Origin of the sequence: Bacillus thuringiensis (assembly GCF_001455345.1) — a bacterium.
In the GTDB taxonomy this organism is placed as follows: domain Bacteria; phylum Bacillota; class Bacilli; order Bacillales; family Bacillaceae_G; genus Bacillus_A; species Bacillus_A thuringiensis_N.
The window spans coordinates 4,723,919-4,745,642 of the sequence record NZ_CP013274.1 but is presented as its reverse complement, the minus strand read 5'-3'; the positions used below and the strand labels follow the sequence as shown (position 1 = coordinate 4,745,642).

The following is a 21,724-nucleotide window of genomic DNA, read 5'->3' as shown; positions in this document are numbered from 1 at the left end:
TCTGAGTTTTTATATAATTTAATATAAATTCCTTTTCCGGTTTCCCTTGTATATCCCCAATATACCCCTTTTGCTGGATTAGGGTCGTTTATAGAAAAGAGCACTCTACTTTACGTAGAGTGCTCTTTATTATTATTTTTTAGGTGTTAATCCTAATTTCTTTGAAATATCTACCAGTGTACCGCTTTTTGATTTTTCAACAGGTGTTTGTGATTTAGAAGCATCTGGTCCTTTTTTCAAGAAGTTCTTTTCAACGAAGCGAATATCTTTTTCGTCGACAATGCCATCTTTATTAAGGTCGCCGTCTTTTACAGACAGTCCTTTTTTACCATAGTTGTTAGCGATAATTTCGGTTTGATTTAGTTTTCCTATTTATTTTGCCTCTGATATAATCAGCCTTATAAGAGGAGACTTTTGGTATAACCATGAAATTAAATAATAGTAACTCAGTGTTCATGTTGTGTTATCACCTTTGGTGGCTCGCCGTAGATAAAGTAAAACAGTTTATGGGAAATCAAGGCGAAAAGTGAGATGAATTAATATGACAAAGCATAATAAGGCGTACAAATTTCGTCTGTATCCAACAGAAGAACAAGCAAATCTGATACGTAAAACTTTTGGGTGTGTACGCTTTGTATATAACAAAATGCTAGCTGAACGAAAAAAAGTATACGAAAAATACAAAGAGAACAAGGAAGAACTAAAGAAACAAAAATTCCCTACTCCTGCGAAATACAAGGTGAAGTATGAATGGTTGAAAGAAGTCGATTCATTAGCATTGGCTAACGCTCAATTAAACTTGCAAACTGCGTATAAGAATTTTTTTAGTGGTCAAAGTGATTTTCCTACATTCAAAAGTAAAAAGAGTAGAAAATCCTATACAACAAATAGAGTAAACGGAAATATTATGTTATTTCATGGTTATATCAAACTACCGAAACTGAAATTAGTGCGATTGAAACAACATAGAGAGATACCGCAAAACCATATCATTAAATCATGCACGATTTCGCTGACACCAACTGGTAAGTATTATGTGTCTGTTTTAACTGAATATGAAAAGGAAATTGTTCAGAAAGAAGTAGAAAGTGTAGTTGGATTAGACTTCGCAATGGCCGAATTGTATGTGAGTAGCGAAGATGAGAAAGCCAATTATCCTCGCTTTTATCGTCAGATGCTTAATCGATTAGCAAAGGCACAACGAGTATTAGCAAGACGTGTGAAAGGCTCAGTGCGCTGGAATAAACAACGCATTTGTGTAGCGAAGTTGCATGAAAAAGTCGCCAATCAACGTAAAAATTTCCTTCATCATAAGTCTAAAGAATTAGCTACGAACTTTGATGTTGTAGCAATCGAAGACTTACATATGAAAGGAATGTCACGAGCACTTCGCTTTGGTAAGAGTGTAGCAGATAACGGTTGGAGGATGTTCACGACATTTTTAGCATATAAGCTACAAGAACAAGGAAAACAGCTTGTAAAAGTAGATAGGTGGTTTCCTTCTACAAAGATGTGTAGTAATTGTGGAAACAGAAAAGATATGCTACTATCTGAACGCACGTATGAGTGTTCTTGTGGACTAACAATAAGTCGCGACTATAACGCAGCTATTAATATTAAAAGAGAAGCCATACGCCTATTAGCTAGCGATAGCGTAAATAGCACAAAATAACCTTTGGAACAAGGGTGTTAGCTCGGCTGTCCTAGGACAAATTCGTTAGCTATCAAAAGTAGCGACTAACCGAGAAGCCCCCACTTCAAGTAAGCTCGTAAGATATGCTAAGTGGTGGGTAGTTCACTTCTGATAGTTTTGTTTCCCACAAAATTTCATGATCATCGTTTGGATTAGATGGCTTTCCATCATTCACTAAAAATTTGACGATGATGTGATCGCCTAAATCTTCACCATCATTATTTTTCTTTGCATCTGTAACTTCATAGGATGTTTCAAGTGCTACTTTTGCAATATCCAATGACCCTTTATTTTCAAGCTTGAAATTTTTTTCAATAAAATCACCAGGCTTTAAATCTTTCACATCAACGATTACACTTGGATTAATAGAAAGGTCTAGTGTTCCCGCTTGAAATGAATTATTCGATGTTTCAGAATCACTGAAATAGGCGAATACACCGCCGAATGTAAGGGATAAGCCAAGCGTTGCTGTGACAACTCCCATTCCAACCTTTTGTTTTAATGACATAAGAAAGCCCCTAATTAAATTTTTATGGCGACCGTTCGTAACAAGGATAAATAAGTAAACATAGTAGTCCACTATGAATTGTAGTTACGAAAAGTCGCTGTTCTTTATTGAGAACAAGTATATGCTTATGAATTTTCCATTTCAATAAAATTGTGACAAAAAATGTTGAGAAACATTTTTTTATGACAGATTATATTATTACGAATTTAAGTGAAAAATAGCGTAAAAAACAGTATGAATCTAATAAAATAAGGGTTGAGAAATAAATAATAGGATAAAAGGGTAGTAGGAAATGAAGCGTTTTCAATGAATATTCGTCAAAATTCGATATTTTATATAGAAATGTGAAAAAAATTAAACATTTTTAAGAAAAAAACGTATATTTTTTATAAATTAACAAGGATATTTCAGTTTTTCGCAGAATTGGTAAAGTATAAAAAATTCTGTCATCTTAGTGAGGTGAACATATTGAGTGTAATAAATTGTGAAGAAGTGAAACGAGATGAGTTTCATACAGAAAAGTACTATGACAGTTATAACATCTTTGGCGCACATGTTGTGACGGAAGATGAGATGCGAGGTGTACGATTTACAGTATGGGCTCCTCATGCGAAAGCAATGAGTGTTGTTGGAGATTTTAATGAATGGGATTATGAGCAACATAAGATGCTACAAATGACAGAAGAGGGAATTTGGTCCCTATTTATACCGCATATTGAAGAAAGAGAAATATATAAATATGCGATTGAAACGATAGCTGGTGAGGTCATTTTTAAGGCAGATCCGTATGCTGTATATGCAGAAGTAAGACCGAATACGGCATCTGTAGTTTTTGATATAAAAGGATATGAATGGAATGATAAAAACTGGAGCCGTAAGAAAAAGAAAAAATCGATTTATAAAGAAGCGATGACAGTTTATGAATTACATTTCGGTTCTTGGAAAAAGAAAGAAGACGGAACACTGTATTCTTACAGGGAAATGGCAGAAGAACTCATTCCTTATGTGGTGGAACATCAATTTACACATATTGAAATTATGCCGCTTGTTGAGCATCCATATGATCGTTCTTGGGGATACCAAGGGACGGGATATTATGCAGCAACGAGTAGATTTGGCACGCCACATGATTTGATGCATTTTGTCGATGAATGTCATAAATATGGAATCGGTGTCATTTTAGATTGGGTGCCGGGGCATTTTTGTAAAGATGCTCACGGTTTATATTTGTTTGATGGGACACCGACTTATGAATATAAAGATAAAGATGTGCAAGAAAATCCAGTATGGGGAACTGTTAATTTTGATTTAGGAAAGAGGGAAGTACGTAATTTCTTAATTTCAAATGCGTTATTTTGGATGAGATATTTCCATATTGACGGTTTCAGGGTGGATGCAGTTGCGAATATGTTGTATTGGAATAAAGAAGGGCAAGAGCAAAGTAATGAGCACGCTGTTGCATTTTTACGAGAGTTAAATGAAGCGGTGTTTGCAGAAGATGAAGATTTTCTTATGACAGCAGAAGATTCAACAGCTTGGCCACTTGTAACAGCCCCAACGTATGAAGGTGGGCTTGGGTTCAATTACAAATGGAATATGGGCTGGATGAATGATGTGCTGAAGTATATGGAGTGTGCGCCTGAGTACAGGAAGTATATTCATGAGAAAATGACGTTTTCTATACTATATGCTTACTCTGAAAACTTTATATTACCGCTTTCTCATGATGAAGTCGTTCATGGGAAAAAGTCGTTATTAAATAAAATGCCAGGAGATTACTGGGATAAGTTTGCTCAACTTCGTTTGTTATATGGATATTTCTTTACTCACCCAGGAAAGAAATTACTTTTCATGGGAGGAGAATTTGGGCAGTTTGATGAGTGGAAAGACCTTGAAGATTTAGATTGGAATTTACATGATTTTGAAATGCATCGTTATATGCATGATTACTTTAAAGAGCTCATAGCATTGTATAAGCGCTCCAAACCACTTTGGCAGCTTGATCATTCGCCTGAAGGATTTCAGTGGATTGATGCTAATAATAATGAGCAAAGTATTTTCTCGTTTATCCGCCAAGGGGATAAACAAGAAGATGCGTTAGTTGTCGTATGTAATTTTACGAAAGCTACATATGAAAACTATAAAGTAGGTGTACCAGATTTCGAGTATTATAACGAGATTTTAAATAGTGATGCTGAGCAATATGGCGGATCAGGGCAAGTGAATAAGAAGCGTCTTAAGGCGATTCAAGAACCGTATCATAATCAAGCAGCACATGTAGAAATTACAATTCCACCATTTGGCGTATCCATATTGCGACCAGTGAAGACGAGAAAGGGGAGCAAAAAACAAGATGGCTCAAAAACAAAAGTGCGTAGCAATGTTACTAGCAGGGGGAAAAGGTAGTCGATTAAGTGCATTAACAAAAAATTTAGCCAAGCCAGCTGTTCCATTTGGTGGTAAATATCGAATTATTGATTTTACGCTAAGTAACTGCGCGAATTCTGGTATTGAAACGGTTGGGATTTTAACGCAATATCAACCACTTGAACTTCATAATTATATCGGAATCGGCAATGCGTGGGATTTAGACCGAGTAAGCGGTGGAGTCACAGTATTACCTCCTTATGCGGAGTCTTCAGGTGTGAAGTGGTACACAGGTACGGCAAGTGCCATCTATCAAAACTTAAACTATTTAAGTCAGTACGAACCAGAGTATGTCCTTATTTTATCAGGCGATCATATTTATAAAATGGATTACAGTAAAATGCTAGATTATCATATTGAGAAAGAAGCGGACGTTTCGATTTCTGTTATTGAAGTGCCTTGGGATGAAGCGAGTCGCTTTGGCATTATGAATACGAACGAAGAGATGGAGATTGTTGAATTTGAAGAGAAACCGCAATTTCCAAGAAGTAATCTTGCATCAATGGGAATCTATATTTTTAATTGGGCTATTTTGAAAGAGTATTTAGAGATGGATGCAAGAAATCCTGAATCTAGTAATGATTTCGGAAAAGATGTACTTCCGCTTTTATTAGATGAAGGGAAGAAGCTAATGGCGTATCCGTTTGAAGGATATTGGAAAGATGTTGGAACGGTGAAGAGTTTATGGGAAGCGAATATGGATTTACTTCGCGATGAAACATCGCTGAACTTAAACGATCGTAATTGGCGTATTTATTCTGTGAATCCAAACGAACCGCCTCAATATATTGCTGAAAAGGCAAAAGTAGAAGAGTCACTTATTAACGAAGGATGCGTCATTGAAGGGGACGTGAAGCATTCTGTCTTATTCCAAGGGGTGACGGTGGAAGAAGGTAGTATGGTTATTGATTCTGTCGTTATGCCAGGAGCGAAGATTGGTAAAAATGTTGTGATTGAAAGAGCAATTGTTGGATCGGAAATGGTTATTGAAGATGGAACAATCATTCGTCCAGAAAAGAATGTTGACGATGTAGTACTCATTGCTGAAGGGAAATAGAAAAGGGGGATGAAATGAATGGGAGAAAAAATGTTGGGAATTATTAATGCAACGGGAAGTTTTCCTTCCTTAAAGAAAGTAACAGGGCATCGTTCACTAGCGGCGTTACCGTTTGGGGGCCGTTATCGACTCATTGATTTCATGCTTTCAAATATGGTGAATTCTAATATTCATAGTGTGGCAGTTTTTACAAGCCATAAAAACCGTTCACTAATGGATCACGTTGGTTCAGGCAAACAGTGGGATTTAGATAGAAAACGAGACGGACTGTTTTTATTCCCGCCAAATTGCCAATGTGATCAAGACGAATTTGGATCTTTTGCACATTTTAGAAGACATATTGATTATTTTCTAAGAGCCAGAGAAGAGTATGTCGTTATTACGAATAGCCATCTCGTAACAGCATTAAATTTTCAAGCGGTGTTAGAGCGACATATACATACGGCAGCTGACATTACGGAAGTTTGTCATGAAGGGGTTTCGCTGCAAACATACGTGTTAAAGAAGCAATTATTGTTAGATTTATTTGAAGCATATAAAGATGTGGAGCAATACAGTTTATTTGATGTAGTGAGAGAAAAGCGCGGAAAATCACTGCATATTGCTACGTATGAACATACTGGATATGTAGCTATTATTGATTCAATTGAAAGTTACTATAAACATAGCTTAGAAATTTTGCAGCCTGCTATTTGGAAGCAACTATTTAAGAAAGAAGCACCAATCTTCACGAAAGTAAAAGATGAGCCGCCAACTCGTTACTTAAAGGGTGCAGCTGTGAAAAATACAATGATTGCAAACGGCAGTATTATTGAAGGTGAAGTAGAAAATAGTGTTGTCTCCCGTTCTGTTAAAATTGGGAAAGGTTCAATTGTTCGTAATAGCATTATTATGCAAAAGAGCCAAATTGGAGATAACTGTATAATAGACGGTGTTATTATTGATAAAGATGTGAAAATTGGTGACGGTGTTGTCTTAAAAGGAAACGCCGATGAGCCATACGTTGTAGAAAAAGGAAGCGTTCAAAACAGTACGATTAATAGTTATTCTTAAGAAATCAGTGGGGGTTTTTCCTCCACTGATTAAAGTTTTAATTCAAATGAAAACTCGAAGGGAGGAAGCTGCAAGAGAAGTAGTATAAGCTTTTCGTGCAGTGGGACAACAAGTGAATATTTTATTTGCAGTATCAGAATGTGTACCATTTGTTAAATCGGGAGGATTAGCTGATGTAGCAGGTGCGCTCCCAAAAGAGCTAAAAAAATTAGGTGTAGAAGTTCGCATTATACTCCCGAATTATAGTCTTATTCCGCAAAAATTAAGGGATGGATGTACGTTACATAAAGTAATTAACGTCCCGCTTGGCTGGAGAAATCAATATTGCGGAATTTTAAAAGGTGAGCAAGACGGGATTACGTATTACTTAATAGATAATGAATATTATTTTAAGAGGGATTCTCTATATGGTCATTATGATGATGGAGAGCGTTTTTCTTATTTTTCAAAAGCAGTTTTAGAGTGTATTCCGCATCTTGATTTTGAAGTGGATGTGCTTCATAGCCACGATTGGCATACAGCTATGGTGAATTTCTTACTGCGTGAAAAGTATCAAGATAATCCATTATATGAGCATATTAAAACGGTGTATACGATTCATAACTTGCAGTTCCAAGGTGTATTTCCTCCTGAAGTGATGTACGACTTGTTAGAACTTGGTGATGAATATTTTCATAGTGAACAGTTAGAGTTTTATGGAAATGTGAACTTTATGAAGGGCGGTATTATCGCTTCTGATCAAATTACAGCGGTTAGCCCGACATATAAAGAAGAAATTCAATATGAATTTTTCGGTGAGAAGTTAGATGGATTACTGCGAAAATATAATGATAAGCTAAGCGGCATTGTAAATGGAATTGATACGAGCGTATATAATCCAGAAACGGATTCGTATATTCCTGCTCAGTACGATGCAGATTCATTATATGAAAAGAATGAAAATAAACGCGCGTTGCAGCGTTATTTTGGTTTGCCAGAAAAAGAAGATACACCAATTATTTCAATGGTAACGAGATTAACGAAGCAAAAAGGTCTTGATTTAGTACGTACTGTATTCCGAGAAATAATGGAAGAAGATGTACAATGTATTATTTTAGGATCAGGTGATTCGGAATATGAACAATTCTTTGAGTGGATGGCATATGAGTATCCTGAGAAGGTAAAAGTGTATATTGGCTTTAATGAAGAGTTAGCTCATCAAGTATATGCGGGAAGTGATTTATTCTTAATGCCATCACTGTTTGAACCGTGTGGCCTTGGACAACTTATCGCATTAGCGTACGGTACGATTCCAATTGTAAGGGAAACAGGCGGATTAAATGATACGGTACAATCTTATGACGAAGAAACTGGAGAAGGAAATGGTTTCAGTTTCACGAACTTTAATGCACATGACATGTTGCACACGGTTCGTCGTGCAATTGAATTTTATCATGATAAACCGGTATGGGAGCAGCTTGTAAAACAAGCGATGACTGAAGATTATAGCTGGGAGAAATCAGCTCTTGCTTATAAGAAATTGTATAAAAGTCTCATGGAATAACATGTAGGTGGTGAAGAAATGTTTACTCATGTTGAAAGTTTCAAATCAGCTTTTCTAGAAAAGTTAGAGACGATGTATGGTAAAAGTTTCAAAGACTCTACAACTCGTGATCAATACAATACACTTGGCTACATGGTACGTGAGTATATGAATAGTCAATGGATTGCAACGAATGAAAGCTATCGGTCTGGAGAGCGAAAGCAAATGTATTACTTATCCATTGAGTTTTTACTTGGGCGTTTGCTTGGAAGTAACATATTAAATTTAGGTATCAGGGATGTATGTGAGCAAGGACTTTCTGAGCTTGGGATTTCTTTGCAACAGTTAGAAGAGGTGGAAGCAGATGCAGGTCTTGGGAATGGCGGACTTGGACGATTAGCAGCCTGTTTCCTTGATTCACTTGCATCTTTAGACTTACCAGGTCATGGCTGTGGAATTCGTTACAAACATGGCTTATTTGATCAAAAAATTGTGGATGGTTATCAAGTTGAGTTTCCAGAACAGTGGCTTCTTCATGAAAACGTATGGGAAGTAAGAAGGCATGATCAAGCTGTAGAAGTAAGTTATTTCGGCAATGTTGAACCGCTCTATATTGATGGACGTTTAGAGTTCAGGCATACGAATGCAGAAGTGATTATGGCAGTACCGTATGACGTTCCAGTAGTAGGTTATGAGACGAGTACTGTAAATACACTTAGACTTTGGAATGCGGAACCAGTTCCTTTCCCGCAAAATTGCAAAGATATTTTGAAATATAAGCGTGAAACAGAAGCGGTATCGGAGTTTTTATATCCAGATGATACGCATGATGAGGGGAAAATACTGCGTTTGAAACAACAGTATTTCCTCGTATCAGCAAGTTTGCAAAATATCGTTCGTATGCATAGAGAAAGATATGGTGACCTTCGTCAATTACATGAGAAAATTGCGATTCACATTAATGATACACATCCAGTTTTGGCGATTCCAGAACTGATGCGTATTTTATTAGATGAAGAAAAACTAGCATGGGAAGAAGCTTGGCATATAACGACGCAAACGATTTCTTATACGAATCATACGACGTTATCAGAAGCGCTTGAGAAGTGGCCAATTCACATTTTTAAACCGTTATTACCGAGAATTTATATGATTATTGAAGAGATTAATGAACGTTTCTGTCATGAACTTTGGGAACATTACCCGTATGAATGGCATCGTATTGAAGAGATGGCGATTATTGCGCATGATCTTGTGAAAATGGCTCATTTAGCAATTGTCGGCAGCCATAGCGTAAACGGTGTAGCAAAAATTCATACGGAAATTTTAAAGCAACGTGAAATGCGATTGTTTTATGAGTTTTATCCAGATAAGTTTAATAATAAAACGAATGGAATCGCTCATAGACGCTGGTTAATGAAGGCGAATCCACAGCTGACGAACCTTATTTCAGAGGCGATTGGAACAGAGTGGAAGAAAGAGCCGATTAAGCTTCAAGAGCTACAATTAGTTCAATACGATGCGAGTTTCCAAGAGAAATTTGCAGAGGTAAAACAAGAGCGTAAAGAGATTTTAGCGGAGCGTATTCATCATACAATGGGGATTACAATTGATCCAAATTCTATTTTTGATGTGCAAGTGAAAAGACTACATGCTTACAAGCGACAATTATTAAATGTTCTTCATATTTTATATTTGTATAATCGTTTGAAAGAGGATGCTAGTTTTACATTTTATCCGCGTACGTTTATCTTTGGAGCGAAAGCCTCACCAGGCTATTACTATGCGAAAAAAATTATTAAATTAATAAATGAACTTGCAAGGAAAGTAAATAATGATCCGTACGTAAGCCAATATATGAAAGTTATCTTTCTAGAAAACTATCGAGTGTCTCTGGCGGAAGATATATTCCCGGCGGCGGATGTAAGTGAACAAATTTCCACTGCGAGTAAAGAAGCTTCAGGAACAGGTAATATGAAATTTATGATGAATGGTGCGATTACACTCGGCACGTTAGATGGAGCGAATATTGAAATAAAAGATAGGGTCGGTGATGATAACTGTTTCATTTTCGGTTTAACGGCCGAAGAGGTTCTTCATTACTATCAAAATGGTGGATATCGTGCAAGTGATTATTATCACCACAATGGGCACATTAAAAAGGTAGTAGATCAGTTAACGAATGGTTTCTTTGCACAGTCGGGGGCTGAATTTGAAGCGATTTATGATTCTCTCGTTATTCAAAATGATGAATACTTCGTTCTGCGAGATTTTGGTCCATATGCGGAAAGGCAAGAAGCTGTTGGTAGGGCTTATGAAAACCGAACGAAGTGGCTAGAAATGTCGATTTTAAATATTGCACAATCTGGTCATTTTGCGAGCGATCGAACGATTTTACAGTATAGTAATGAGATTTGGGGTATTGGTAACACGGTTAAACAATATTAAGTGAAGGTCCCTTTTGAAGGTACATTGAGACAAAATGTGAAAATGGATAATACGTATAGGGATGCTAAAGTATATTCACTTTTAAAAGAGGAATATAACGACTTGAAAAACCGAGCTTAATAAGATTAAGCTCGGTTTTCTTTTTTTGCTTAAGAAAGAAATGGGATGGTGGTATATATGATACCTGTTCCATCATATTCTCCTGTCGCAAAGTATGAAAATGTAAAGAAACCTGTAAACGAAAAAATTACAATGAGAAAAAGTGCAAAGATAAATTTTAGCATGTAAGGTCCCCTCATCCAAAAGTAAATTCATATATTATTATAGTATAAGGATATTTAATTTCCAATTCTTTACTGGTTAAAAATGAGAAGTCAGACATGTTTTGTATGTTGTAATGGAATGATTATTTGTAATAGACTTTGTGTTTTTCGTAAAAGTCATGTTGTGATGAACGTGTGCATATTCCCAGTCTTGTTCATTAAAATGGACATTGCGCGGAGGGAGAAGAGGAACGACATCAAATAAATTAACAAAGCGAAAGCTACTAGCTACTTGTAGTTTATAATAATTACGAAATGCAATATCGCCCACTTTTGGAGAGGCAAATGTATACAGACCATACTGTGCGAAGGCGGTGTTAATACGCGCATCGAGTATATGTAGTGTAGCGAGCGCGCCGCCTAAGCTATGACCTGTTGCAAGAAGTTTCTTATGGGCCGGTAATGATACGAGCATATCCATAATAGAATCTCGGCAAGATTCATAAATAGAAAGAAACCCATTATGGACATTTCCACTGTTTAAAGCATATGGATATGGCTTTTGGTTGACGAGTGAATCGATAATCCAGTCTGTATCTGTTTGTGTACCCCGAAAAGCTATAATAATTGTATCCTCAGATTCTAGTATGAATCCAAACCAATCTGTCGTTTGAATTGTTTTTCCTTGAAAGCCTTGTACATATTGAAAACCATCTGGTATTTCAAAAATTCCATTTTGTTTATATTGTTCATATGTTAACTCACAACAAGAAGCTAACAGTATGGCAGTATCTTTATCAAAGGATAAAGGAGTACGCATTAAGGGAGCCTCCTTAAGAAAAGGTATAGTTCAATATATGCAGTGAGGGACTTGATTCATTCTTTTGAAAAAAAGCTTGAACCTATAGTTACGTGATGTGGATTATGAGGGCAAATAGTGGGATAAAAGAAAAAGCATCCGTTGTATGAGGATACTTTTTCAAAGTCTTCTATTGTTGATAGCTTTCAATCATGTTAGCCATATGAGCGTAGGCACCACCTGCTCGTAAAGCAGCTGCAACTAAAATAGCTTCTGCAATTTCTTCTTTTGTTGCTCCGGCTTTTGCTGCAGATTTTGTATGCACGTCGATACAATATGGGCATTCTGTCGTATGTCCGATAGCGATAGCAATTAATTCTTTTAGTTTTTTGCTTAGAGTTCCTTCTTTCGTTGCTACCATGTTAAACTCCATAAATGCTGAGAAGCCTTCAGGCGCAAATTGTTTTAAATTTGATAACTTTTGTAAATTTGATCGGCGATATAGTACATCGTCGGCACTGGGGTCTAATGCATTTTGCATATGTGTACTATGTGTGATTGCGCCACCAGCTTCAACAGAAGCGACTACAAAGATGGCTTCTGTTAATTCTTCAAGGGATGCACCAGCACGTTTTGCACTTACTGTATGTGCATCAATACAATATGGACATTCTGTTGCATGTGCTACTGCAACGGCAATGATTTCTTTTTCTTTCTTCGATAAAGCACCTTCAGTCATAACTTGTCTACTAAACTTTTGAAATGCTTGAGCTTGTTCGGGTGCTAGTGTAGATAATTTCGATAAATGACGTAAATTTTCTTTTTGATATAAATTGTTAGACATAATAAATTCCCCTTTCATATGTGGCCGTAATTTTGGATAAGGAGCTTTGAATAAGTTAAATGTAATTTAAAAAGTTACATTTATAACATGGTTTCATTTCGGTATAATTTGTAAAAGTATTTATACCAAAATGAAAGCATCTATTTAAATAATTTATTTATAACATCTTGTATATTTAGTTGATCTAAAAATAATTTATAATGTTTATCGCCTTCGATGAATATGTCAGTCATTACATGGCCTATTCCTGAAGAAATTGTACAATCTTTATCTACATTCCCAGATCTCCAATTAGAGGATAAAGAACTAGTAGAAGTGAGTTCGTAAATGTCCCCGAGTGTTACATCTTTAGGATCATGCTTAAAAATATAACCACCGTTTAGTCCTTCTTTTGTAGAAATTAAACCATTCTTTTTTAACATTCGCATCACTTTACGAATTCGTGCTGCATTAGCACAAATGTTATCAGCTAATTGTTCACTATTCGCCATATTTCCAGGTACATGATTCAGATAAACTAAACAATGCACTGCAATCATAAATTCACTATTCAAGTTTGTATCACTCCTTATAAACGTAATCTTAAATGTTACAGTTTGTGATTGCAAGGGTTTTGTACTGAGTGTTTAAAGACATTATCATTATTTTTGTTTATCCGGCTTGAACTGGCAGTAAGACTCCCACTTCAAAATTCGGCTAGAGCAAAGAAGGTGGGGAGGAGTCGGATTGAATAAAGTATCACTTTATTTGAGAAGTCATCATAATAGTGCATGGTATTCGTCGAAAGGAAAAATAAAAAGGATATAACCTAGTCAAAAAGTTCGGCTAGGTTATATCCCTGCTACTATTATGCATTACTCTTTGCCATCTAATAAACGACCAAGTCCGCCTAAAACGCTGCCTTCACCAGTGCTTTGTGCTGCTGGGCTTGTCAGACGTGCTGCTAAGCGGCTAAGTGTTAAGGACTGAATCCAAACTGTTCCAGGTCCTTCTAACGTTGCGAAGAATAAACCTTCGCCGCCAAATAGAGCTGTCTTTACTTTTCCAACGAACTCGACATCGTAGTTAACGTCTTTTGTCATGGCAACGAGACAACCTGTATCGATGCGAAGCTTTTCGCCAGGTTTCAATTCACGCTTATATACAGTTCCGCCTGCGTGCATGAAAGCAAGTCCGTCACCTTCAAGTTTCTGCATGATGAAACCTTCACCGCCGAAGAAACCAGTTCCGATTTTTTTCGTAAACTCGATTCCGATAGAAACGCCTTTTGCCGCACAAAGAAATGCATCTTTTTGGCAAACTACTTTTCCTTGATATTCTGTTAAATCTACAGGAACAATTTTGCCCGGATAAGGAGCAGCAAAGGATACGTGACGCTTGCCGTGACCTGTATTTGTAAATACAGTCATAAACATGCTTTCGCCTGTAACGAGACGCTTACCAGCGCCCATTAATTTTCCGAATAAACCTCCAGATGGGCCAGAACCATCACCGAAGATTGTTTCCATTTCGATGTAATCTTCCATCATCATCATTGCGCCAGCCTCTGCGATAACGCTTTCTTCTGGGTCTAACTCAATTTCAACAAACTGCATATCATCGCCGTATAACTTATACTCGATTTCGTGTGCTCTCATTTCTTTCACCTCATATGTAATAGATACTTATATTGTACAGAATTTAATAGGATTAGAATACTTTAGTTTTGTTAATTTTCAAATAAAATATGAATATGGAAATTCAACATTATATTAAAATTATAAAAAAATAGTGGGATGAAAGTGTTCTCATTTGACGTTTTTGACATGGCGTGATATAGTGAAGTCACTATTGAGCTACATAATGTGGTACGGAAATAAAGCACGTTGAATTAAAGGCTGTAAGCTTGTTATACATTCATGTCCTTTATATCCACCTTTTCATGTGGATTCATAGTTTCATTTTTATTTAGGAGGTACATGACATGCAAACAGGTAAAGTTAAATGGTTTAACGGCGAAAAAGGTTTCGGTTTCATCGAAGTTGAAGGTGGAGACGATGTATTCGTTCACTTCTCAGCTATCCAAGGTGACGGATTCAAAACTTTAGAAGAAGGTCAAGAAGTTTCTTTCGAAATCGTTGAAGGTAACCGTGGACCACAAGCTGCTAACGTTACAAAAAACTAATTAGCTAGCGATAAAAGCATTCCGATTTTCGGAATGCTTTTTTTTTATTCTTTAGAGCTAGATTCATTTGAAGATAATTCGCCTTTAAAAGTACGCTCTTCAAAGTCATCAAGCATTTGTTCATATTCTTCATGCTCTTCCGTAGCGAAAACTTGCGGATTTTTTCCATACATATCTGTACCGATAAAATTCTCAAAATCCTCTACGTAGCCTACATTCTCTTCGCTATTTACGTACATGCCATTATAGTTTTTTGAATCTTGTCTTTCTAAATCAGACGGTGTTTCAGATGTTCCATAATTTGCGACATCTTGCCATGCATCTTCTGCATCGTATTCAACAGAATGATCTTCATCGTGTTTCTGGAAAGAAGGAGACAATACTTCTTCTTCAACTGGCCGCGTATTCATATTTAATTTGTTCGTTGTGTGCTGTATGCATGTTGTAGCAGTCGGCATTGCTTCTAATCTTTCGAATGGAATTTCTTCGCCAGATACTTCGCAAATGCCATACGTACCCGCTTCTATTTTTTGCAGGGCATGTTTCGTATCTTCTAGCTGTTTATGCCAGAGCTCAATAAGTCCAAAGTCTTTTTCACGTTCATATAGCTCTGTTGCCATATCAGCTGGGTGATTATCGTAGCTAGATAATTCTCCAACGGAATCGCGTTCAGATGCCCGATCTTCATTTTCATGTGTTTGTATCGTTTGCTCTAGTTCTTGTTTTTGTTTTTCTAAAACGGATTTAAATTGATTTATTTGTTGTGGAGTTAACATAGTCGTCCACCTTCCTACAATTCAGTTTCTTTACATAGTATGAGCGTTGAGAGTAGGAATTATGAGATGAATTTTACCTCTGAAATTGGTATATGAAAAAGGAGCTGCGTCAGCAGCTTCTTTTAAAGGAAATATCCAAGCAATAATCCGATTCCCATGAGGAGACCGAAGATTGTATTTGTTTTTGCAGTTGCAATCATTGCAGGTACCATTTCCATTGGAATGCTTTTGCCGATAAAGCCTTTCGTTGCTTTAAATGCTTTCGGTGCACTTAAAAATACGATAAGCATCCATGGTGATACGATGCCCACGATAATTAAAGCAATTGTCCAAATGTAGGAAACGATGAACATAGAAGCAAGTACACCAACGGCTCTTTCACGTCCCACGAGAATTGCTAACGTTTTACGACCGTTTTCTTTATCGCCATCTAAGTCACGAATGTTATTGGCTAGTAAAATGGCACCAATTAAAATGGAACTTGGAATCGATAGTAAAATGACTTCTGATGTTACAGTTCCAGTTTGGATAAAGAATGAAATCCCAATAATAATGACACCCATAAATAATCCGGCTGTTAACTCTCCAAATGGTGTATAGGCAATTGGAAGTGGACCGCCTGTATAAAGGTAAGCAACGGCCATACAAACAAGACCGATTGCCGCAAGCCACCAGCTAGAATTCATACAAATATAAACACCTAATAGTATTGCGATGCCGAAAAATCCAAATGCTAAGTTAAGCACTGTTTTTGGCTGAATGCCATCGCGAACGATAGCGCCGCCGATACCAACTGAACCTTCGTGATCGAGTCCTCTTTTATAATCAAAGTATTCATTAAACATGTTTGTTGCTGCCTGAATGAGAAGACAAGCAAGAAGCATTATAAGGAAAAGAGGGAGATGTATTTGATTTATACCTCCGACCTGCATTGCATAGGCTGTTCCGATGAAAACAGGAACGAAAGCTGCTGTTAATGTATGGGGGCGTAGTAAACTCCACCAAATGCGCCAGCCTGTTTGCTTACTTGGCTTTGGCGCCGTAGGAGAGGAATTCGTTTCGACGTTCATTTCCATGTTGAATCCTCCTTTGGTCACATATTGTACACAACTAAGTGTAGAAAAAGCATCATTTAGTGTCAACGTTTATTTTCTAGGAAGAGAAGGTGAATTTCTCAGAAATGCTAAACGTTGACAGGCCTTTCGTTTGAGGTGTATCTTAAAATCAAGCGTAATTATGACTATTTTTCGCCCATAGGGGGGAGACAATTGTGATTCAAACGAAACAAATAGGCTTGCAAGAAGTTCTAAGTGCGGCCATTAAGCGTGCAACTGACGAAAAAATATTGGTGAGCTTTGTAAAACAAATAGACTGGATGGATCCGCTTCTGTTTTATGCAGCAGGAAAAAGGATTGCATTCGAAAATAGATGTTATTTTGCAGACCCAGCTCAGCATGTAATATTTGCTGGAATTGGCTCTGTTTTCACTATAGCAACTGCTTCTCACAAACGCTTTCAAACGGCTCGTGACGAGTGGGATAAAGTAAAAGAGAACGCATTTGTACAAAGAGAAAAATACGAATTTGGAACAGGTCCTCTTTTATTTGGTGGATTTTCATTTGACCAAGAAAAAGAGAAAACGGACTTATGGAAAGAATTTGATGATACGACATTTTCACTACCGGCATTTTTATTAACTGTAAAAAATGAAAAAGCATGGTTAACAATGAATACATTCGTTTCAGCAACAGATTGTGCAGAAACTCTTTATAACGAAATTGTTTCTTTAGAGGAGAAAATTTTTGGGGAGAGTAAATGTGCACTAGAAGGATCGAAATTAACAGTTACATCTAAAGTAGAAGTGGATCCGAAAGGCTGGATGAAGGCCATTGAGAAAGTGCAAGATGAGATGAAGCAGGGGAACGTGCAGAAGGTTGTATTAGCGAGGGAGCTAAAAGTAGAGATGAATCATCATATTGATTCTGCTCTTGTTTTAGAAGCGCTTCGCATTGGGCAACCGGATTGTTACGTATTTTCTTTTGATTATAAAGGAGCATGCTTCTTAGGAGCGACGCCAGAGAGATTAATTCGCAAAGAAGATGAGAAGTTTACTTCGATGTGTCTTGCTGGTTCAACTGGTCATGGTCAATCTATAGAAGAAAGTAAGCGAAATAGTAAGGCGCTTCTTCATGATGAAAAGAATTTAGCTGAGCACGGTTATGTTGTGAACATGATCAGGTCGGTATTAAATGAACACTGCGAATCCGTTAATATTCCGGAAAGTCCGGGCTTATTAACAACGAAAAACTTAATTCATTTATATACACCTGTGGAGGCAAAAGGCGATGCGAGTCTTTTAACAATGGTAGAAGAATTACATCCAACACCAGCTCTTGGCGGGACACCTCGTTTGGAAGCGATGAAACTGATTCGTGATGTTGAATTGTTAGATAGAGGATTATATGGTGCACCGATTGGCTGGATAGATGATGAAGGAAATGGTGAATTTGCGGTTGCACTTCGCTGCGGATTATTAAACGGCGAGAAAGCATCCTTATTTGCCGGTTGCGGGATTGTAATTGATTCAGTACCGCAGCTTGAATATGAAGAAACAAGTTTGAAGTTTAGACCGATGCTTGGTGCTTTGGAGGAATTAATGAAATGAACAATCATATAGAAGCATTATCATATTATTTAGGCGCGTTCGTGGATGAACTGACGCGTCTAAATGTATGTGATGTTGTCATTAGTCCAGGCTCACGGTCAACGCCGATAGCTCTACTAATGGAACAACATGAAGGAATGAACACATATTTACATGTAGATGAAAGATCCGCAGGATTTTTTGCGCTCGGTATCGCAAAAGCGAAAAAACGTCCTGTTGCATTATTATGTACGTCAGGAACGGCAGCAGCGAACTATTATCCAGCTGTATGTGAAGCTTTTCATTCACGAGTGCCGCTTATCGTTTTAACAGCGGATAGACCGCATGAATTAAGAGATGTCGGTGCACCGCAAGCAATGAATCAATTTAATTTATACGGTACGTTTGTGAAGCAATTTACAGAAATGGCACTTCCAGAAGCGAGTGAAGCGATGTATCATTATGCTCGCATGACGACGCAGCGCATGATAGCAAGTGCTTGTTTAGCGCCGCAAGGACCTGTTCATCTTAATTTTCCAGTTCGCGAACCGCTTATCCCGGACTTCTCATTAGAAAGTTTATGGGATAAAGGACGCGGGGAATATACAGGAGTAGTTCAGCAAGGGAACGTGATGATGCCGAGTGAATATGTAGACTCTCTTGTAGGGCGCCTTTCACATATGGAAAAGGGGCTTATTATTTGTGGAGATGATAGTCATTCGGAAATCGCAGCGTTTGTGGCGGAATTAGCTGAAAAAACGGGATATCCAATATTAGCGGACCCACTTTCTAATATTCGTAGTGGACATCACGATAAAACGATGGTAATCGACTGTTACGATACATTTTTACGAAATGAGCTGTTAAAGGAAACGTGGAAGCCAGAAGTTATGATTCGCTTTGGAGGTATGCCTGTTTCGAAAGCATTAACGCAGTTCATCAAAAAACAAACGAAAGCCGTTCATATCGTTGTTGATGAATCTGGGCAATGGAGAGACCCAGCTCTTGTTGCGACAGAAGTTGTCCAAGCAAGTGATATTGCATTTTGCAGTGCACTAATAGAAAAAATGCCAGTTATGAAAAAGAATGATTGGTTCGGAATGTGGAAACATATAAACGAAAAAACGAAGGGAACGCTTCGTGAAATAGAAACATATGAAACGGCATTTGAAGGGAAAGTTATTACGGATATTGTCCGCGTATTACCAGAAGGGGCAACGTTATTTGCAAGTAATAGTATGCCAATTCGTGATACAGATTCATTCTTCTTCACATCGGATAAAAATATTCAAGTGATGGCAAACCGCGGTGTAAACGGGATTGATGGAATCATTTCGACAGCTTTAGGAGCGAGCATTATTTGTGAACCGCTCGTATTAGTAATCGGTGATTTATCATTTTATCACGATTTAAACGGATTATTAGCCGCAAAATTACATGAATTAAATATAACAATTGTCGTTGTAAATAATGACGGTGGTGGTATTTTCTCATTCTTACCACAGTATGAGAAAAAGGAACATTTCGAATCATTATTTGGAACACCGATTGGTCTTGATTATGAACACGTTGTTAAAATGTACGGTGGTTCATTTAGCCGTGTAAATGGTTGGGAGCAGTTCCGAGAAGAAGTACAAAAAGGAACGACGACGGAAGGCTTACACGTTGTAGAAATTTGTACGAACCGTGATGAAAACTTAATATTGCACCGCAAATTATGGGCGAAAACGCAGGACGTAATTACTGCATCGTTGCAAGGTGAATCAAAATGAACGTAACGCTGCAAGGTGTATCGTATGAATATGAAGTAGTTGGAAGCGGGGAACCACTTCTACTTCTTCATGGTTTTACGGGAAGCATGGAAACGTGGCGTTCTTTCGTTCCTTCTTGGAGCGAGCAGTTTCAAGTCATTTTAGTAGACATTGTTGGGCATGGGAAAACAGAAAGTCCTGAAGATGTAACTCATTATGATATTCGAAATGTAGCATTGCAAATGAAAGAACTACTAGATTATCTTCATATTGAAAAAGCACACATACTTGGCTATTCAATGGGCGGTAGACTGGCGATTACGATGGCATGCCTATACCCAGAGTATGTACATTCTCTTTTATTAGAAAATTGTACAGCTGGGCTTGAAAGTGAAGAGGCTAGAAAAGAACGTTGTGAAAAAGATGAGAGACTTGCTCATAAAATTGAGCGTGAAGGCATTAAAAGCTTTGTATCAATGTGGGAAAATATTCCGCTGTTTGAAACGCAAAAACGTTTAGCTCAAAACGTACAAGAAGCAGTGCGAAAAGAACGACTTGCTAACGATCCCAAAGGACTTGCAAATAGCTTGCGCGGAATGGGAACAGGGGCTCAGCCTTCATGGTGGAATGAGCTGCCAAAATTAAAAATTCCTGTTCTTTTAATGAACGGAGAGTATGACGAAAAGTTCTTTCGTATATTAAAAAACATCGAAAAATGCGTCCCTGACGCGAAATTTGTCAAAATTGATGGTGCTGGCCATGCAATTCATGTGGAACAACCGGAAAAGTTTGATACAATAGTAAAGGGATTTCTAAAAACTATGCAGTGATGCTTTTTTCATCTAAGAGGGAAGACGCACTTATAGAGGAGATCAGAAATATACAAGGAGGTAGTTGTAATGGCTATTGAATGGGTAAAAGAAGGCAATTACGAAGATATTATTTATTCAACATACAATGGTATCGCAAAGATTTCGATTAACCGTCCTGAAGTACATAACGCATTCCGTCCAAAAACGGTAATGGAGTTAATCAACGCTTTTGCACATGCTCGTGATGATGCAAATGTTGGCGTTATCATTTTAACAGGTGAAGGTGGACGTGCATTCTGTTCTGGCGGCGACCAAAAAGTTCGCGGTCATGGCGGATATGTAGGCGACGATCAAATTCCACGTCTTAACGTATTAGACTTACAACGTCTAATTCGCGCAATTCCTAAACCAGTTATCGCAATGGTAGCAGGTTATGCAATTGGTGGTGGCCACGTACTTCATATCGTATGTGACTTAACAATCGCTGCAGACAACGCTGTATTCGGACAAACAGGTCCTAAAGTAGGAAGCTTTGACGGTGGATACGGAGCTGGTTACTTAGCTCGTATGGTAGGCCACAAGAAAGCTCGCGAAATTTGGTACCTATGCCGTCAATATAACGCACAAGAAGCACTTGATATGGGCTTAGTAAATACAGTAGTACCATTAGAACAACTTGAAGCAGAAACAGTACAATGGGCACAAGAAATCTTAGCAAACAGCCCAATGGCACTTCGTTTCCTAAAAGCTGCATTCAACGCAGACACAGACGGTCTAGCTGGTATTCAACAACTAGCTGGAGATGCAACGTTATTGTACTACACAACTGACGAAGCAAAAGAAGGTCGCGACGCATTCAAAGAAAAACGCAGTCCGGACTTCGGTCAATTCCCTCGTTTCCCGTGATCAAAAGCGGAAGCGGCTCGCTTAGAATGTGAGGGGGATGGAGCTTGTGACGTAGAG

18 protein-coding genes and 3 pseudogenes are annotated in these 21,724 nt (G+C 37.7%); 12 read left to right on the top strand and 9 right to left on the bottom strand.

Annotation, left to right across the window (positions count from 1 at the left end; genetic code table 11):
* Positions 1-132 precede the first annotated feature (132 nt).
* Positions 133-363: pseudogene (locus tag ATN06_RS24855) on the bottom strand (hypothetical protein); the annotation flags it as partial.
* 178 nt (positions 364-541) lie between these two features.
* Between ATN06_RS24855 and ATN06_RS24850 the strand changes: the two are divergent.
* Positions 542-1,672, top strand: coding sequence for an RNA-guided endonuclease TnpB family protein (locus ATN06_RS24850; RefSeq protein ID WP_060632709.1), 1,131 nt, complete (start codon positions 542-544; stop codon positions 1,670-1,672).
* 124 nt (positions 1,673-1,796) lie between these two features.
* On the opposite strand, the pseudogene ATN06_RS24845 reads toward ATN06_RS24850, so the two are convergent.
* Positions 1,797-2,201, bottom strand: a pseudogene (locus tag ATN06_RS24845) (TasA family protein); the annotation flags it as partial.
* 468 nt (positions 2,202-2,669) lie between these two features.
* Between ATN06_RS24845 and glgB the strand changes: the two are divergent.
* The 6 genes and pseudogenes from glgB to ATN06_RS29725 form a co-directional block, all read left to right on the top strand.
* Positions 2,670-4,607 (top strand): 1,4-alpha-glucan branching protein GlgB, encoded by a 1,938-nt coding sequence (gene glgB / locus ATN06_RS24840; RefSeq protein ID WP_060632708.1) that lies wholly within the window; start codon positions 2,670-2,672, stop codon positions 4,605-4,607.
* The gene (gene glgC, locus ATN06_RS24835) at positions 4,555-5,685 is read left to right on the top strand and encodes a glucose-1-phosphate adenylyltransferase (RefSeq protein WP_000057613.1); all 1,131 of its coding nucleotides are present in this window, start codon (positions 4,555-4,557) and stop codon (positions 5,683-5,685) included. The genes glgB and glgC overlap by 53 nt, the downstream gene beginning before the upstream one ends.
* Positions 5,686-5,703: 18 nt before the next feature.
* Positions 5,704-6,738 carry a glucose-1-phosphate adenylyltransferase subunit GlgD gene (gene glgD / locus ATN06_RS24830; protein WP_060632707.1) on the top strand — a complete coding sequence of 345 codons (1,035 nt, stop codon included), beginning with the start codon at positions 5,704-5,706 and terminating at the stop codon, positions 6,736-6,738.
* Between the two features lie 112 nt (positions 6,739-6,850).
* On the top strand, positions 6,851-8,281 hold the full coding sequence (glgA, locus tag ATN06_RS24825; RefSeq protein ID WP_060633196.1) for a glycogen synthase GlgA: 1,431 nt from the start codon (positions 6,851-6,853) through the stop codon (positions 8,279-8,281).
* 18 nt (positions 8,282-8,299) lie between these two features.
* Positions 8,300-10,708 carry a glycogen phosphorylase gene (glgP, locus tag ATN06_RS24820; RefSeq protein WP_060632706.1) on the top strand — a complete coding sequence of 803 codons (2,409 nt, stop codon included), beginning with the start codon at positions 8,300-8,302 and terminating at the stop codon, positions 10,706-10,708.
* A pseudogene (locus ATN06_RS29725) lies at positions 10,709-10,828 on the top strand (N-acetyltransferase); the annotation flags it as partial. It abuts the gene before it with no gap.
* Between the two features lie 29 nt (positions 10,829-10,857).
* Here the strand turns inward: ATN06_RS29725 and ATN06_RS29635 are convergent.
* From ATN06_RS29635 to ATN06_RS24795, 5 genes are all read right to left on the bottom strand, one after another.
* Positions 10,858-10,992 (bottom strand): hypothetical protein, encoded by a 135-nt coding sequence (locus tag ATN06_RS29635; RefSeq protein WP_060632705.1) that lies wholly within the window; start codon positions 10,990-10,992, stop codon positions 10,858-10,860.
* A 76-nt stretch (positions 10,993-11,068) separates the two neighbouring features.
* A complete protein-coding gene (locus tag ATN06_RS24810) occupies positions 11,069-11,791 on the bottom strand; it encodes a lipase family protein (RefSeq protein ID WP_060632704.1) in 723 nt (240 codons plus the stop codon).
* 169 nt (positions 11,792-11,960) lie between these two features.
* A complete protein-coding gene (locus ATN06_RS24805; RefSeq protein WP_060632703.1) occupies positions 11,961-12,614 on the bottom strand; it encodes a carboxymuconolactone decarboxylase family protein in 654 nt (217 codons plus the stop codon).
* A gap of 140 nt (positions 12,615-12,754) precedes the next feature.
* Positions 12,755-13,168 carry an RrF2 family transcriptional regulator gene (locus ATN06_RS24800; RefSeq protein ID WP_234415814.1) on the bottom strand — a complete coding sequence of 138 codons (414 nt, stop codon included), beginning with the start codon at positions 13,166-13,168 and terminating at the stop codon, positions 12,755-12,757.
* A gap of 300 nt (positions 13,169-13,468) precedes the next feature.
* Complete coding sequence (locus tag ATN06_RS24795; protein WP_060632702.1) at positions 13,469-14,251, bottom strand: TIGR00266 family protein; 783 nt, start codon at positions 14,249-14,251, stop codon at positions 13,469-13,471.
* A 326-nt stretch (positions 14,252-14,577) separates the two neighbouring features.
* Here ATN06_RS24795 and cspD point away from each other — a divergent pair, with 326 nt between their 5' ends.
* On the top strand, positions 14,578-14,778 hold the full coding sequence (gene cspD, locus ATN06_RS24790; protein WP_001193049.1) for a cold-shock protein CspD: 201 nt from the start codon (positions 14,578-14,580) through the stop codon (positions 14,776-14,778).
* A gap of 44 nt (positions 14,779-14,822) precedes the next feature.
* On the opposite strand, the gene ATN06_RS24785 is transcribed toward cspD, so the two are convergent.
* On the bottom strand, positions 14,823-15,554 hold the full coding sequence (locus tag ATN06_RS24785; protein WP_060632701.1) for a yteA family sporulation protein: 732 nt from the start codon (positions 15,552-15,554) through the stop codon (positions 14,823-14,825).
* A gap of 122 nt (positions 15,555-15,676) precedes the next feature.
* Entirely contained in the window at positions 15,677-16,630 is a 954-nt protein-coding gene (locus ATN06_RS24780) for a 1,4-dihydroxy-2-naphthoate polyprenyltransferase (protein ID WP_000425740.1), read from the bottom strand.
* 194 nt (positions 16,631-16,824) lie between these two features.
* Between ATN06_RS24780 and ATN06_RS24775 the strand changes: the two genes are divergently transcribed.
* From ATN06_RS24775 to menB, 4 genes are all read left to right on the top strand, one after another.
* Positions 16,825-18,219, top strand: coding sequence for an isochorismate synthase (locus ATN06_RS24775; protein ID WP_060632700.1), 1,395 nt, complete (start codon positions 16,825-16,827; stop codon positions 18,217-18,219).
* Positions 18,216-19,970: a 2-succinyl-5-enolpyruvyl-6-hydroxy-3-cyclohexene-1-carboxylic-acid synthase gene (gene menD, locus ATN06_RS24770; protein ID WP_060632699.1), complete on the top strand. Its 1,755-nt coding sequence runs from the start codon at positions 18,216-18,218 to the stop codon at positions 19,968-19,970. The genes ATN06_RS24775 and menD overlap by 4 nt, the downstream gene beginning before the upstream one ends.
* Positions 19,967-20,779 carry a 2-succinyl-6-hydroxy-2,4-cyclohexadiene-1-carboxylate synthase gene (menH, locus tag ATN06_RS24765; protein ID WP_060632698.1) on the top strand — a complete coding sequence of 271 codons (813 nt, stop codon included), beginning with the start codon at positions 19,967-19,969 and terminating at the stop codon, positions 20,777-20,779. The genes menD and menH overlap by 4 nt, the downstream gene beginning before the upstream one ends.
* 69 nt (positions 20,780-20,848) lie before the next feature.
* Positions 20,849-21,667, top strand: a complete 819-nt coding sequence (menB, locus tag ATN06_RS24760; RefSeq protein WP_060632697.1) for a 1,4-dihydroxy-2-naphthoyl-CoA synthase — start codon at positions 20,849-20,851, stop codon at positions 21,665-21,667.
* The last annotated feature ends 57 nt before the right edge of the window (positions 21,668-21,724 follow it).